This window comes from Streptomyces sp. A5-4 (assembly GCF_051131715.1).
In the GTDB taxonomy this organism is placed as follows: Bacteria; Actinomycetota; Actinomycetes; order Streptomycetales; family Streptomycetaceae; genus Streptomyces.
On record NZ_CP178591.1, the window covers coordinates 4,765,446 to 4,779,557 of the forward strand.

Below are 14,112 nucleotides of genomic sequence, written 5' to 3' on the forward strand. Positions count from 1 at the left end.
GTCTCCACCCGGCCCGGGACGACCGCGTCTGCCCCAAGTCGCCGCGCCCCCCATAGCTGAGCCGAGCTCGCCCTCAGGCCGCCGTGCGCCCCAGGGTCCGAGCTCGCGCCGGGCCGCCGCGCCCCCCATGGCTGGGCCGAGCTCGCCCTCAGGCCGCCGTGCGCCCCACCAGGCCGCTGTGCTCCCCAGGACAGGGGCCGAGCCCGCCCCAGGCCGCACCGGCTCCCTAGGGCTGGCCCGCTCCGCCGCCCGCGCGGACCAGGCCCGTTTCGTATGCCAGGACCACCACCTGGACGCGGTCGCGCAGGCCCAGCTTGGTCAGGATGCGGCCCACGTGGGTCTTGACCGTGGCCTCCGACAGGACCAGCCGCGCCGCGATCTCGCCGTTCGACAGGCCCTGCGCGACGAGGAGCATCACCTCGCGCTCCCGCTCCGTCAGTCGTTCCAGCTCCTTCTGCCGCGGCTCCTTGCCCGTGCTCGGCAGCATCGGTGAGAAGCGGTCGAGCAGGCGCCGCGTCGTCGAGGGGGCCACGACCGCGTCGCCGCTGTGCACCGACCTGATCGCACCCAGCAGTTCGGCCGGCGGCACATCCTTCAGCATGAAGCCGCTGGCCCCCGCCTTCAGCCCCGAGAAGGCGTACTCGTCGAGGTCGAAGGTGGTCAGGATGAGGACCTTGGGCGCGTCGGGGTCCGCGCAGATGCGCCGCGTCGCCTCGACCCCGTCCAGTTTCGGCATGCGTACGTCCATCAGCACCACGTCCACCTCCGCGGTGCGCAGTACTTCGACGGCCTCTTCGCCGTTGCCCGCCTCCGCGACGACCTCCATGTCGGGCTGGGCGGCCAGGACCATCCGGAAGCCGGTGCGCAGCAGCATCTGATCGTCGACGAGCATCACGCGGATGGACATGGGAGGGGGCCTCTCGTAAAGGTCGAAAAAGCGGTCAATGGGTGGGCTTGAGCGGCAGCAGCGCGCTGATCCGAAAACCACCACCGGCCCGGGGCCCGGCATCCAGCGTGCCGCCGACCATACCGACGCGCTCCCGCATACCAATGAGCCCGTGCCCCCGGCCGTCCGCACCGCCGTCCTCGTACAGTTCGTGCGCGGCGCCCCGCCCGTCGTCCTCGACGAGCAGGCCGAGGCCGTCGTCGAAGTAGACCAGCCGTACGCTCGCGCCCACATCGGGGCCGCCGTGCTTGCGGGCGTTGGTGAGGGCCTCCTGCACGATGCGGTACGCGGTGAGTTCCACGCCGCTGGGCAGTGGCCTGGGGGTTCCCTCGACCTTGAAGTCCACAGTGAGGCCCGCGCTGCGCACCTGCTCGACGAGATCCTCGATCTGCTCGACGTCGGGCTGCGGCACGTACTCGCCGCTCTCCGGCTTCTCGCCCGTCCGCAGCACACCCAGCAGTCGGCGCATCTCCGCCAGCGCCTGCCTGCCGGTCGTCGAGATGGTCTCCAGGGCCTGCTTGGCCTGGGCGGGGGAGGCGTCCATGACGTAGGCCGCGCCGTCCGCCTGCACCACCATCACCGACACGTTGTGCGCGACGACGTCGTGCAGTTCGCGGGCGATACGGGCCCGCTCGGCGGCGACCGCGACCTTCGACTGGGCCTCGCGCTCCTTCTCCAGACGCGCGGCGCGCTCCTCCAGCTCGGCGAAGTAGGCCCGCCGGGTGCGCATCGAGTCGCCGAGGACCCAGGCGAGTGCGAACGGCAGGGTCAGTACGACGGCGAAGAAGATCGCCGGGATGATCGTGCCGTCCTTCTCGGCCGGCCAGCGCAACTGCGCCAGGGTGGCCGCGCTCAGGCCGCTGAACAGGGCGAGGCGGGAGGCCCAGCGTGGCCCGTCGCTCGCGGCGATGGTGTAGACGATGACGAGCATGGCCCAGTCGGCCGGGTTGACCTCTACGTCGATGACGAGCTGGACGATGCCCAGCGCGATGGTCAGCACCAGCATCTTTTCCGGCGCGCGGCGGCGCAGCGCCACCACGGCGCAGAGCAGCGTGATGACGGCGAGGGCGGCCAGGCGGGGCCCGGTTCCGGTCGGCACCTGGACCGCCCACACCATCGAGAACCCAAAGAGCATCACAGCCCAGAAGCTGTCGACACTCGTCGGGTGCCTGCGGATGAAGTCGTAGAGGCGTTGCACGTAACCCAGCGTAGGGAAACGGAACAGGTGCAGGGGTCAACCGGAGGGGCGATCCGGGTAGCCGGTGTGTACTCCCCAAGGTGGAGGCCAGTTGCCACACAGGGCGATACCGGACTTTATTGACAGTTGGGGAGAGGCAGGGCTCGCCTGCCCGGCGCGCGGCCGACGGAGGAGACTGGGGTCGTGATAGACGCCCTGGACAAGTCGCACGGGTCGGACGGGCCGGACGCGTCCGGCGAGTGGCTGGGGTGGCGCGAGGCCACCGAGCGGGCGCTGTACGGGCCCGGCGGTTTCTATCTGCGCCCGGAAGGCCCCGCCGGGCATTTCCGTACGTCCGTGCACGCCTCACCGCTCTTCGCTTCCGCGGTGGCCAGGCTGCTCACCGAGACCGCCGACGCGTTGGGGCGGCCGGACGACCTGGCTCTCGTGGACGTCGGCGCCGGGCGCGGCGAGCTGCTGACCGGAGTGCTGGCCGCGCTTCCCGCCGGCCTGAAGGTCCGGGCGTACGCCGTGGAACGCGCGGCACGGCCCGCCGGGCTCGATCCCCGGATCGAGTGGGCCGCCGAGCCGCCCGCCGGTGTCAGCGGGCTGCTCTTCGCCAATGAGTGGCTCGACAACGTGCCGGTGGACGTGGCAGAGGTCGACCCGGACGGGGTACCCCGTCACGTCCTGGTCCGCGCGGACGGCGAGGAGCGGCTCGGCGGGCCCGTGACCGGAGCGGACGCCGAGTGGCTCGCGCGCTGGTGGCCGCTCGGCGCCGAGCCGGGCCTGCGCGGCGAGATCGGCCGCCCCCGGGACGAGGCGTGGGCCCGCGCCGTCGCGACGCTCGACGCGGGTCTCGCGGTGGCCGTCGACTACGCCCACGCGCGCGTGGGCCGGCCCCTCTTCGGCACGCTGGCCGGCTTCCGCGCGGGCCGCGAGGTCCGGCCGGTGCCGGACGGGACGTGCGACATCACCGCCCATGTGGCGCTGGATGCCTGTGCGCTGCCTGGTGCGGAGCTGCTCAGTCAGCGGGACGCGTTGCGGAACCTCGGTGTCTCGGGCGAGCGTCCGCCCCTCTCCCTCGCCTCCAGCGACCCGGTGGCGTACGTCCGCGCCCTGTCGGCGGCGGGCGAGTCGGCGGAGCTCACGGCGAAGAACGGCTTGGGCGACTTCGGCTGGCTGCTCCAGCGGGTGCCCGCCCACCACCAGGGGTGATGCCTGTCCGAGCCGCCGCCGTCGTGCTGTCCCTCCCGTACCCAGTACGTCTTCGGCGGATCCTGTGGTTTCTGCGGCCCCGACGTGGGGGGTGTGCTCTTTTTCCCGCCACCGCCCCTGGCCGCTTTCCCGTCGGCGTTCTTCGTCCCGCCGTTCTTCTTCGCCCCGCTCCGCTTCCCGGGGTTGTCCCCGGTGGCTTTGCCGACGGGCGGCGCCGGTGGGGGCCCGGTCGTGACTCCCACCGCGGATTTCGCCGACCCGTCCGAGTCCGCCGCGTCCGGCCGGATGTCGGTCAGCCACCGCTTGCGCAGCAGCCCGTCGTCCTCATAGAGCCACAGCTGTGTCTCCGCGTTCGTGCAGGCGGCCGTCGTCACCGGAGTGCCGCTCCTCGTCCGGCCGTCCGGGATGTCGAGGCACAGGCCGGCGGCGGCGTTGCGCAGGGCCGTGTGGACCGTTCCCGAGGATTGGGCGGCGGAGTTGGGCGGGGGAGCCGCCGCGCCGGGGAAGGTCGGGGAGGGCGAGCCCGCGGGCGGGCTGCTCGGCACGACGGGATTTCCTTCCAGGGCACTGCGGCGGCCAAAAGCTCTCGCCGAGAGAAAGAAGGACAGCAATTGGTATGTACCTGCATATCGAACAAGTGGGCAAAGTTGTTCATTGTCCGTACGCGAACGAGCGCACTTTCGCACATTCCGCGGACCGGTAACAAGGGATTCGGAACACCGGCCATTAACGGACTGGTTAAGCAGCTGATTTGACTCTGTGCCAAATAATTCTGAACGCCACCCGACCGGATCCCGCACGATCAGGTGAGGCAGCGCCCCGCTCCCCGCAGTCGCCCCCGCGCGCGGGGCTGAGACACTGTGCCCATGACGGAGACCATGGTCGGCATCGGTGGCGCGGCGGAGAGCACGGACATGGTGCTCAACATCGGTCCGCAGCACCCGTCCACACACGGCGTGCTGCGCCTGCGGATCGTTCTCGACGGCGAGCGGATCCAGCAGGCGGAGCCGGTGGTCGGCTATATGCACCGCGGCGCCGAGAAGCTCTTCGAGGCGCGCGACTACCGGCAGATCGTGATGCTGGCGAACCGCCACGACTGGCTGTCCGCCTTCTCCAACGAGCTGGGCGTGGTGATGGCCGTCGAGCGGATGCTCGGCATGGAGGTCCCGGAGCGCGCGGTCTGGACGCGGACGCTGCTGGCCGAGCTGAACCGGGTGCTCAACCACCTGATGTTCCTCGGCTCCTACCCCCTCGAACTCGGCGGGATCACCCCGGTCTTCTACGCGTTCCGCGAGCGCGAGGAGCTCCAGGCCGTGATGGAGGAGGTTTCCGGCGGCCGGATGCACTACATGTTCAACCGCGTCGGCGGCCTCAAGGAGGACCTCCCCGCGGGGTGGACGGGCCGCGCGCGGGCCGCGATCGCGGACGTCCGGTCCCGGATGGACGTGTACGACGGCCTGGTCCTCGGCAATGAGATCTTCCGCGGCCGCACGCGCGGCGTCGGCGTGCTGTCGGCCGAGGCGGTCCACGCCTACGGGGTGTCCGGGCCGATCGCCCGCGCCTCGGGCGTCGACTTCGACCTGCGGCGCGACGAGCCGTACCTCGGCTACGGAGAGCTCCAGGACACCCTTGAGGTCGTCACCCGGACCGAGGGCGACTGCCTGGCCCGCTTCGAGGTCCTGCTCGGGCAGACGCACAACGCGCTGGCGCTGGCGGACGCGTGCCTGGACCGGCTGACCGCGCTCGACCCCGGACCGATCAACCAGCGGCTGCCGAAGGTACTGAAGGCCCCCGAGGGCCACACCTACGCCTGGACCGAGAATCCGCTCGGCATCAACGGCTACTACCTGGTGTCGAAGGGCGAGAAGACGCCGTACCGGCTGAAGCTGCGCTCGGCGTCGTTCAACAACATCCAGGCGCTGACGGAGCTGCTGCCGGGGACGCTGGTCGCGGACATGGTGGCGATCCTGGGCTCGCTCTTCTTCGTCGTCGGCGACATCGACAAGTAGCGCCTGCGCCACGGCAGTTCGGGGGCCCGGTCAGGTGGGCGCATCGCGCCGGGGCCTACCTGAGCACCCCTTCCAGGAAGTCGCTCCCCAGCCGGGCCACCACCTGGAGGTCCAGCTGGTGCATCACATACCGGCCGCGGCGCTGCGTCGTCAGCAGTCCGGCCTTCTTCAGGACCGTCAGGTGCCGTGAGACCTCGGGCGCGGTGATGCCGTGCGAGTCGGCGAGCTCACCCGTCGTGTACGGCGAGCGCGCCAGATTGCGGCACAGGCGCATGCGCATCGGGTGGGCCAGCGCCTCCATCCGCAGCTTCAGCAGCTCGACCGAGGCGGGCGACGGCAGCTCCGGGGAGCCGACCGGGTAGTGGATCACCGGCCGCCAGCCGGGGGCGTGCAGCACCATCAGATGCGGCCAGCCGAAGCTGGACGGGACGAAGGAGAGCCCTGCGCCGACCGCCGGGTCCACGGCGATGGTGTGCCCCTCGGCCAGCTTGTCGGCGCGGATCAGGGTCCTGGCCCCGCCCACCCCGCCGTGCTCGTCCAGCGACAGCGCGGGGGACACCGCGTGCAGCGCGTCGGCCAGGCCCTTGTGTCGCAGCACCTCGCCCTTGTGCCGGGCGTCGGCGGCCAGTTGGACGTGGGCGCGGCGCCAGGTGTCCGCGAAGAACGCCTGCTCGCAGTCCTCGAAGAGCCGGCGCAGCCACTTGCGCACGACCGACGGATCGTCCAGCAGCCGCCGCGCGAAGTCCAGTTGCTTCGGCCCGCGCGCCGCGGCCAGCTCCAGCGCACGCTCGCGGGTCGCCGGGTCGGTGAGCGCGGACGGGCCGCCGATGCCGTACGTACTGGAGCAGGTGAACTCCAGGGCGGAGGAGACGAACCGCTCGTCGTCGAGGTGGTCCAGCGCGTCCAGGTCCTCGGCGAGGGTGGCGCCCGTCCTGCCGCTCCCGCCGCGCACCCCGGCGAACGGCATGAAGACGTCCGAGAAGGTGGTGCGCCACAGGAAGTCCGCTTCGTGCAGCCGGTCGGCGAGGTCCGGCTTAAGGCACGCGGACGTCGCGGTCGCCCAGCCGTGCAGACCCGGGTGGTGGCCGGGCTCCGCCAGGGCATGCAGGGCCATGCCGAGCTCCGCCAGCGGGGAGGTCTCGAAGGTGATGCGCTCGGTGGGCAGGCCGGTGATGTCGATGGACACGCTCATGGGTCCATCGTGCCTGCCACCACTGACAGCCGGCCGCCGATTGACTGGCCTCGTCAAACGAAGCGCGTGCGGGCGGGGTCGGTCCGCAGGCTGGAGCACATGAACGCAACTCAGCAGCACATGCTCGATGTCTACCGCGCCGCTCAGCTCGGCACGACCGCTCCGCCGGCGCCCGGACGCCACGACTGGCAGGCGATTCGCGAGGTCCGCGACTACGGGCGCTTCGGGGCGGTGGTCGAGGGACGGGCGGTACGGGGGCGGAGCCGGTTCCTGGCCCGGATCAGGGCGGCGCTGAAGGGGGTGGGCCGGGCACGGGTGGGACCGTCGCGCGGGGCCGCTCCCCGCCCCGCCCCTTCCCGGACCTGGGCTCCGCGCCGGACCCCGGCCCTCAACCGCCGGACGGACTGAGAGTTTCCGGACCAGCATCCGCTGCCCCCGCAGCGCCCCGGCCCCCGAAGGCGCCCCGATCCGCCCCTGCATCCGCTGCACCCGCCGCCCCGCACCCGCCGCCCCGCACCCGCCGCCCCGCACCCGCCGCACCCGCATCGGCCCCGCAGCGCCCCGCACCCGCACCCGCACCCGCAGCGCCCCGGCCCCGCCCCGGGCCCGGCAGGCGCCCCGACCCGCACCCGCACCAGCATCCGCTGCGCCCGCAGCGCCCCGCACCCGCCGCACCCGCCGCACCCGCATCCACCGCACCCGCGCCCGCAGCCGCCCCGCCCCTACTCCACCCGCCCCATGAACTCCCGCACCGCCGCCACCACGTCCTCCGCCGTCCACTCCAGCCCGTGCTCCGCGACCGTCACCTCCGTGACGGCGAGCCCCGACGGGCCGTCCGGGAGCCAGCGTCGGAACAGCGTCACCCCCGTCTCCTCCGCCTGCCGCACCCCCGCATCGGTGAGCGCGTCCGCCGCGTACGGCAGCCACACCTGGAACTGGTGCGTGTGCGGCGGGTCCGGGTGGACCCGGAACCACGGCACGCCGGCCGCCCGCAGACCCTGCGTCAACGCGGCGGCCACCGCCTTCGCGTGGGCCACGTACTCCGGCAGCCGCGGCAGCTCCCGGTCGAGGCCGAGCAGCGCGGAGAGCGCCGCCGGGGACTGCTGGAAGAGCTGCCCGCCGTACCGGTGCCGCCAGATCCGCGCCTCCGCCACCAGCGACTCCGACCCCGCGAGCACGGCCCCGGACATTCCGTCCAGGGACTTGTAGAAGGACACGTACACACTGTCCGCGAGAGCGGCGATCTCGGGCAGCGCACGGCCGAAGTGAGGGGCGCACTCCCACAGCCGCGCGCCGTCGAAGTGCACCACTGCGTCCCGCTCCCGCGCGGCCTCGACGACGGCCGTCAGCTCGTCCCAGGAGGGCAGCACGAAACCGGCCTCGCGCAACGGCAGTTCCAGCATCAGCGTGCCGAACGGCTCGGCGAAGTCCCGTACCTCGTCGGCCGTGGGCAGCCGGGGCTCGTCCGTCGGGTGGACCGTCCGCAGCCCGCTCACCAGGGCCAGCGCACCGCCCTCGTGCCGCTCCGGATGGGACAGCGGATGCAGCGCGACGGTCGGGTTGCCCGTACGCCCCGCCCAGCACCGCAGCGCCACCTGCTGCGCCATCGTGCCGGTCGGGAAGAACGCCGCGGCCGCCATGCCCAGCGTCCGCGCGACCCGCTCCTCCAGCTCCGCGACGATCCCGTCGCCGTACACGTCGGACAGCTCCTCGACGTCGTACACAGAGCCCGCGTCCGCCGCCAGCACGGCCAGCTGCGCCCCGACCGTCCGGTCCGTCGACTGGCGCCACAGGGCCCGCTTCGACTGATTCCATGACGCGCGCCTGCGCCGCCTGGCGTCCTGCTCTCCGGTGTCCGTCATCCGCCGATCATCGCGCACGGCGCACCCTCGCCCACCGGCGGTGGACGGCGAGGGATCGCCACGAAACGCTGGCGTAGCATGACGAGAAATCGTCCGGTCCCCCCCCGCGGACTGGAACGGAAGGCCGTCCCCGCGTGAACGTGAACGCACCACACGAGTCCCTGGACGCCAGGGACCGCCCCGCCCGCCTCGCGGTCGGCGTCGTCGGAGCAGGCCGGGTGGGCCCCGCCCTCGCCGCCGCGCTGCGGCTCGCCGGGCACCGTCCCGTCGCCGTGTCCGGCGTCTCGGACGCCTCCGTCCGCAGAGCCGCGACGCTGCTGCCCGACGTCCCACTCGTCCCTCCCGCCGAGGTCCTCGCCCGTGCCGACCTGGTGCTGCTGACGGTCCCCGACGACGCCCTGCCCGGCCTGGTCGAGGGGCTGGCGGAGACCGGCGCGATCCGCCCCGGACAGCTTCTCGTGCACACGTCGGGCCGGTACGGGACCGGTGTGCTCGGGCCCGCCCTGCGCGCCGGCGCGCTCCCGCTCGCGCTGCACCCCGCCATGACGTTCACCGGCACCTCCGTGGACGTCCAGCGGCTGGCCGGCTGCTCCTTCGGCGTCACCGCGCCCGAGCAGCTGCGGCTCGCCGCGGAAGCCCTGGTCATCGAGATGGGCGGCGAGCCCGAGTGGATCGCCGAGGAGGCCCGCCCGCTCTACCACGCGGCCCTGGCGCTCGGCGCGAACCACCTGGTCACCCTGGTCGCCCAGTCCATGGAGCTGCTGCGCACCGCGGGCGTGGAAGCCCCCGCCCGGATGCTCGGACCGCTGCTCGGCGCCGCCCTCGACAACGCCCTGCGCTCCGGCGACGGCGCACTCACCGGACCCGTCGCGCGCGGCGACGCCGGCACCGTCGCGGTGCATATCTCCGAGCTGCGCAAGCACGCGCCGCAGACCGTCGCCGGATATCTGGCGATGGCCCGCACGACCGCCGACCGCGCCCTGGCGTACGGCATGCTCAAGCCGGAGCTGGCGGAGGACCTGCTGGACGTCCTGTCGGACGGGGCGAACACGGCCGGCGGAGCGAAGGGCGCGAGCGGCGCCGAGGGGGACGACCGATGACCACCCGCCTCGTCCGTACCGCGGCCGAACTGCACGCCCTCGCGCGCACCGGACCGCGTGCCGTCGTCATGACCATGGGCGCCCTGCACGAAGGGCACGCCTCGCTGGTGCGCGCCGCCAGGGAGCACGCCGGCCCCGGTGGCTCCGTGGTGGTCACCGTCTTCGTCAACCCGCTCCAGTTCGGCGCGGGCGAGGACCTCGACCGCTACCCCCGCACCCTCGACGCCGATCTCGCCGTCGCCGCCGAGGCGGGCGCGGACGCGGTCTTCGCGCCGTCCGTCGACGAGGTCTATCCCGGCGGCGAACCGCGGATCCGTATCGCCGCGGGACCCATGGGCGAGCGCCTCGAAGGGGCGTCCCGCCCCGGCCACTTCGACGGCATGCTCACGGTCGTCGCGAAGCTGCTGCACCTCACCCGGCCCGACATCGCGCTGTACGGACAGAAGGACGCCCAGCAGCTCGCCCTGATCCGCCGGATGACCCGTGACCTCAACTTCCCGGTGGAGATCGTCGGCGTACCGACCGTGCGCGAGGCGGACGGCTTGGCCCTGTCCAGCCGCAACCGTTTCCTCGCACCCGCCGAGCGCCGTACCGCGCTCGCGCTCTCCCGCGCGCTGTTCGCCGGCCGCGACCTGCTCGCCGCCCGACAGACCCCGCACGCGCGCGCACAGGCCCAGTCCGTACCGCCACGCGCGCGTGCCACCGCGCTCACGGCCGGCGGCGCGGAGCCCGCGGCGGCCGACGTGTACGCCGTCGCGGAGGGGAGCTTCCCGAGCGTCCCCACCGCCGTACGCGCGGCGGCCCGCGCCGTCCTGGACCGAGCGGCGCGGCTGGACCCGCCGCTCGCCCTCGACTACGTGGCCCTGGTCGACCCGTCCGACTTCACCGAGGTGCCTGACGGCCACCTCGGGGACGCGGTCCTCGCCGTGGCCGCCAGGTCCGGTACCACCCGGCTGATCGACAACATCCCGCTGACCTTCGGAGCCCCGGCATGACCCGCACCGGTATACGGCTGAACGCCCCCGCCCCCGGCTGGTCCATCGAGGCCGACGTCGTGGTCGTCGGCTCCGGCGTCGCGGGCCTGACGGCCGCGCTGCGCTGCGCCACGGCGGGCCTTCGTACCGTCGTCGTCACCAAGGCCCGGCTGGACGACGGCTCCACGCGCTGGGCGCAGGGCGGGATAGCCGCGGCCCTGGGCGACGGCGACACCCCCGAGCAGCACCTCGACGACACCCTCGTCGCGGGCGCCGGCCTGTGCGACGAGGACGCCGTCCGGGCCCTGGTGACCGAGGGCCCGGACGCCGTGCGCCGCCTGATCGAAACCGGCGCCCTCTTCGACACCGACCCCGAGTCGGGCGTCATCCAGCTCACCCGCGAGGGCGGCCACCACCGGCGCCGCATCGCGCACGCGGGCGGTGACGCGACGGGTGCCGAGATCTCCCGGGCGCTCGTCGAAGCCGTCCAGGACGCCTCGCTGCGTACGATCGAGAACGCGCTGGTCCTGGACCTGTTGAAGGACCCCGACGGCAACACCGCGGGCGTCACCCTGCACGTCATGGGCGAGGGCCAGCACGACGGCGTCGGCGCCGTCCGGGCCCCGGCCGTCGTCCTCGCCACCGGCGGCATGGGCCAGGTCTTCTCCGCCACCACCAACCCGTCAGTCTCGACGGGCGACGGCGTGGCCCTGGCGCTGCGCGCGGGCGCGGAGGTCTCCGACCTCGAATTCGTCCAGTTCCACCCGACGGTGCTCTTCCTCGGCGCGGACGCGGAGGGCCAGCAGCCGCTGGTCTCCGAGGCGGTACGCGGCGAGGGTGCCCACCTGGTCGACGCGGACGGCGTGCGCTTCATGCTCGGGCAGCACGAGCTGGCCGAGCTCGCGCCCCGCGACATCGTCGCCAAGGCGATCATGCGCCGCATCCGGGAACAGGGCACCGAGCACATGTACCTGGACGCCCGGCACTTCGGCGCCGAGATGTGGGCTTCGCGCTTCCCCACCATCCTGGCGGCCTGCCGCGCCCACCACATCGACCCGGTGACCGAGCTCATCCCGGTCGCCCCGGCCGCGCACTACGCCTCCGGCGGCGTCCGCACGGACCTCCGCGGCCGTACGTCGGTCCCGGGCCTGTACGCGTGCGGCGAGGTCGCCTGCACAGGCGTCCACGGCGCGAACCGGCTGGCGTCCAACTCCCTCCTGGAGGGCCTGGTCTTCGCCGAGCGCATCGCGGAGGACATCGCGGCCCGCCCCGGGACCCCCGCGGCCACCGCCGTGGAGAGCGCCGAGGTCTCCGGCCCCCTCCTGGACCCCGCCACCCGCATCGACATCCAGCGGATCATGACGGCGGGCGCGGGCGTGCTCCGCTCGGCCGCGAGCCTCGACAACGCGGCGGACGCGCTGGAGGCTCTCTACCTGAGCGCGGTGTACGACGCGGAGCACACCCCGCGCCCGGAGTCCGCCGCGGACACCAAGGACGCCGAGCCCGGCGTCGAGGCGTGGGAGGTCACCAATCTCCTCCTCGTCTCGCGCGTCCTCGTCGCCGCGGCCCGTGAGCGCGAGGAGACCCGCGGCTGCCACTGGCGCGAGGACCACCCGGACCGCGACGACGCGGACTGGCGCCGCCACCTCGTCGTACGCCTGACCTCCGACCGCCACCTCGTCGTACGGCGTACCGAATCCGCCGCGTTCCCGCCCGTCGGCCGCGCAGTGACCCACCCCGCATGAACCCGGCCCGTACGAACCAGAAGGAGCAGTAACCGTGAGCACGCCCGACAACCCCCAGCTCCTGCCGACCGCCGCGTCAGGCGGCTGCGGCGACTCCTGCGGCTGCGGCGGTGAGGACACGTACGAGCTCGACTCCGTCGAGTGCGGCCTGGACCCCGACCTCGCCCAGCTTCTCGTCGACGCCGGCCTCGACCCTCTGCAGGTCGAGGACATCGCCAATGTCGCCCTCGCCGAGGACCTCGCGGACGGGCCGGACGTGACGACCGTCGCGACCGTCCCCGACGACGCCGTCGCGACCGGCGACTTCACCGCCCGCGAAGCCGGCGTCGTCGCCGGGCTGCGGGTCGCGGAGGCGGTCCTCTCCATCGTCTGCACGGACGAGTTCGAGGTCGAGCGGCACGTCGAGGACGGCGACCGCGTCGAGCCCGGCCAGAAGCTGATCAGCGTCACCACCCGCACCGCCGACCTTCTCACCGGCGAGCGCAGCGCCCTCAACCTGCTGTGCCGCCTGTCGGGCATCGCGACGGCCACGCGCGCGTGGGCGGACGTTCTCGACGGTACGAAGGCCAAGGTCCGCGATACCCGCAAGACGACCCCGGGGCTGCGCGCCCTGGAGAAGTTCGCGGTCCGCTGCGGCGGCGGCGCCAACCACCGGATGTCGCTCTCCGACGCCGCGCTCGTCAAGGACAACCATGTGGTGGCGGCGGGCGGTGTGGCCGAGGCGTTCAAGCTCGTACGCACCCGCTTCCCCGACGTCCCGGTGGAGGTCGAGGTCGACACACTCGCCCAGGTCACCGAAGTCCTGGAGGCGGGCGCCGACTTGATCCTCCTGGACAACTTCACCCCGGCCGAGACCGCCGAGGCCGTCGCCCTGGTGGCCGGCCGCGCCACCCTGGAGTCCTCCGGCCGGCTCACCCTCGACACGGCACGCGCGTACGCGGAGACCGGCGTCGACTACCTCGCCGTGGGCGCGCTCACCCACTCCGCCCCGATCCTCGACATCGGCCTCGACCTCCGCGCGCCGAACGCCGAGCCGAATGCCGAGGCGAAGTAACCCATGCTGCTCACCATCGACGTCGGCAACACTCACACCGTCCTGGGCCTGTTCGACGGCGAGGAGATCATCGAGCACTGGCGGATCTCCACCGACGCCCGTCGCACCGCCGACGAACTCGCCGTACTCCTCCAGGGTTTGATGGGTATGCACCCACTCCTCGGCGACGAACTGGGCGACGGCATCGAGGGCATCGCGATCTGCTCCACCGTCCCGTCCGTCCTGCACGAGCTGCGCGAGGTGACCCGCCGCTACTACGGCGACGTACCGGCCGTGCTCGTCGAGCCGGGCATCAAGACGGGCGTGCCGATCCTCATGGACAACCCCAAGGAGGTCGGCGCCGACCGCATCATCAACGCGGTCGCGGCGGTCGAGCTGTACGGCGGCCCGGCCATCGTCGTCGACTTCGGCACGGCGACGACGTTCGACGCCGTGTCGGCGCGCGGCGAGTACGCGGGCGGGGTCATCGCGCCCGGCATCGAGATCTCCGTCGAGGCGCTCGGCGTCAAGGGCGCCCAGCTCCGCAAGATCGAACTGGCCAGGCCGCGCAGCGTGATCGGCAAGAACACGGTCGAGGCCATGCAGTCCGGCATCGTGTACGGATTCGCCGGCCAGGTCGACGGCGTGGTCACCCGCATGGCACGCGAGCTGACCGGCCCGACGGGCGACCCGGACGACGTCACCGTCATCGCGACGGGCGGCCTCGCCCCGATCATCCTCGGCGAGGCCTCGGTCATCGACGAGCACGAGCCGTGGCTGACCCTGATCGGCCTGCGCCTGGTGTACGAACGGAACATGGCCCGCATGTAGCGGCCGGCGGCCCCCGGCCAAGTGG

12 protein-coding genes and 1 pseudogene are annotated in these 14,112 nt (G+C 73.1%); 8 read left to right on the plus strand and 5 right to left on the minus strand.

Features of this window, described 5'->3' with window-relative positions; all coding sequences use genetic code 11:
- Window positions 1-226: 226 nt before the first annotated feature.
- Together ACLLJJ_RS22195 and ACLLJJ_RS22200 are read right to left on the minus strand one after the other, a co-directional pair.
- Window positions 227-907 (minus strand): response regulator, encoded by a 681-nt coding sequence (locus ACLLJJ_RS22195; protein WP_434594321.1) that lies wholly within the window; start codon window positions 905-907, stop codon window positions 227-229.
- A gap of 34 nt (window positions 908-941) precedes the next feature.
- Window positions 942-2,144, minus strand: coding sequence for a sensor histidine kinase (locus tag ACLLJJ_RS22200; protein WP_434594323.1), 1,203 nt, complete (start codon window positions 2,142-2,144; stop codon window positions 942-944).
- A 183-nt stretch (window positions 2,145-2,327) separates the two neighbouring features.
- Here ACLLJJ_RS22200 and ACLLJJ_RS22205 point away from each other — a divergent pair, with 183 nt between their 5' ends.
- On the plus strand, window positions 2,328-3,341 hold the full coding sequence (locus ACLLJJ_RS22205) for an SAM-dependent methyltransferase (protein ID WP_434594325.1): 1,014 nt from the start codon (window positions 2,328-2,330) through the stop codon (window positions 3,339-3,341).
- 314 nt (window positions 3,342-3,655) lie between these two features.
- On the opposite strand, the pseudogene ACLLJJ_RS22210 reads toward ACLLJJ_RS22205, so the two are convergent.
- Window positions 3,656-4,294 (minus strand): annotated as a pseudogene (locus ACLLJJ_RS22210) (hypothetical protein); the annotation flags it as partial.
- On the opposite strand from ACLLJJ_RS22210, the gene ACLLJJ_RS22215 reads away from it, so the two are divergent.
- Window positions 4,208-5,350: an NADH-quinone oxidoreductase subunit D gene (locus ACLLJJ_RS22215; RefSeq protein ID WP_434594327.1), complete on the plus strand. Its 1,143-nt coding sequence runs from the start codon at window positions 4,208-4,210 to the stop codon at window positions 5,348-5,350. The pseudogene ACLLJJ_RS22210 and the gene ACLLJJ_RS22215 overlap by 87 nt on opposite strands.
- A 55-nt stretch (window positions 5,351-5,405) precedes the next feature.
- Here the strand turns inward: ACLLJJ_RS22215 and ACLLJJ_RS22220 are convergent, their stop codons facing one another.
- Window positions 5,406-6,536, minus strand: coding sequence for a DUF5937 family protein (locus ACLLJJ_RS22220; RefSeq protein ID WP_434600483.1), 1,131 nt, complete (start codon window positions 6,534-6,536; stop codon window positions 5,406-5,408).
- A 105-nt stretch (window positions 6,537-6,641) separates the two neighbouring features.
- Between ACLLJJ_RS22220 and ACLLJJ_RS22225 the strand changes: the two genes are divergently transcribed.
- Window positions 6,642-6,950 (plus strand): hypothetical protein, encoded by a 309-nt coding sequence (locus ACLLJJ_RS22225; protein WP_434594329.1) that lies wholly within the window; start codon window positions 6,642-6,644, stop codon window positions 6,948-6,950.
- Between the two features lie 314 nt (window positions 6,951-7,264).
- On the opposite strand, the gene ACLLJJ_RS22230 is transcribed toward ACLLJJ_RS22225, so the two are convergent.
- Window positions 7,265-8,404 carry a threonine aldolase family protein gene (locus ACLLJJ_RS22230; RefSeq protein ID WP_434594331.1) on the minus strand — a complete coding sequence of 380 codons (1,140 nt, stop codon included), beginning with the start codon at window positions 8,402-8,404 and terminating at the stop codon, window positions 7,265-7,267.
- Between the two features lie 134 nt (window positions 8,405-8,538).
- Here ACLLJJ_RS22230 and ACLLJJ_RS22235 point away from each other — a divergent pair, with 134 nt between their 5' ends.
- Genes ACLLJJ_RS22235 through ACLLJJ_RS22255 form a run of 5 tightly spaced genes read left to right on the plus strand, consistent with a single transcriptional unit; the run spans window position 8,539 to window position 14,087 of the window.
- Complete coding sequence (locus tag ACLLJJ_RS22235) at window positions 8,539-9,504, plus strand: Rossmann-like and DUF2520 domain-containing protein (protein WP_434594334.1); 966 nt, start codon at window positions 8,539-8,541, stop codon at window positions 9,502-9,504.
- A complete protein-coding gene (panC, locus tag ACLLJJ_RS22240) occupies window positions 9,501-10,499 on the plus strand; it encodes a pantoate--beta-alanine ligase (RefSeq protein WP_434594335.1) in 999 nt (332 codons plus the stop codon). The genes ACLLJJ_RS22235 and panC overlap by 4 nt, the downstream gene beginning before the upstream one ends.
- Window positions 10,496-12,223 (plus strand): L-aspartate oxidase, encoded by a 1,728-nt coding sequence (locus tag ACLLJJ_RS22245; RefSeq protein WP_434594338.1) that lies wholly within the window; start codon window positions 10,496-10,498, stop codon window positions 12,221-12,223. The genes panC and ACLLJJ_RS22245 overlap by 4 nt, the downstream gene beginning before the upstream one ends.
- A 34-nt stretch (window positions 12,224-12,257) precedes the next feature.
- Entirely contained in the window at window positions 12,258-13,277 is a 1,020-nt protein-coding gene (nadC, locus tag ACLLJJ_RS22250; RefSeq protein ID WP_434594341.1) for a carboxylating nicotinate-nucleotide diphosphorylase, read from the plus strand.
- 3 nt (window positions 13,278-13,280) lie between these two features.
- On the plus strand, window positions 13,281-14,087 hold the full coding sequence (locus ACLLJJ_RS22255; protein WP_283522171.1) for a type III pantothenate kinase: 807 nt from the start codon (window positions 13,281-13,283) through the stop codon (window positions 14,085-14,087).
- Window positions 14,088-14,112 lie beyond the last annotated feature (25 nt).

Bases quoted from the DNA above. Each gene is read 5' to 3' on its own strand.
- ACLLJJ_RS22195 (WP_434594321.1), bottom strand. From the start codon at position 907: ATGTCCATCCGCGTGATGCTCGTCGACGATCAGATGCTGCTGCGCACC.
- ACLLJJ_RS22230 (WP_434594331.1), bottom strand. From the start codon at position 8,404: ATGACGGACACCGGAGAGCAGGACGCCAGGCGGCGCAGGCGCGCGTCA.
- ACLLJJ_RS22255 (WP_283522171.1), top strand. From the start codon at position 13,281: ATGCTGCTCACCATCGACGTCGGCAACACTCACACCGTCCTGGGCCTG.
- ACLLJJ_RS22245 (WP_434594338.1), top strand. From the start codon at position 10,496: ATGACCCGCACCGGTATACGGCTGAACGCCCCCGCCCCCGGCTGGTCC.
- ACLLJJ_RS22215 (WP_434594327.1), top strand. From the start codon at position 4,208: ATGACGGAGACCATGGTCGGCATCGGTGGCGCGGCGGAGAGCACGGAC.
- panC (WP_434594335.1), top strand. From the start codon at position 9,501: ATGACCACCCGCCTCGTCCGTACCGCGGCCGAACTGCACGCCCTCGCG.
- ACLLJJ_RS22225 (WP_434594329.1), top strand. From the start codon at position 6,642: ATGAACGCAACTCAGCAGCACATGCTCGATGTCTACCGCGCCGCTCAG.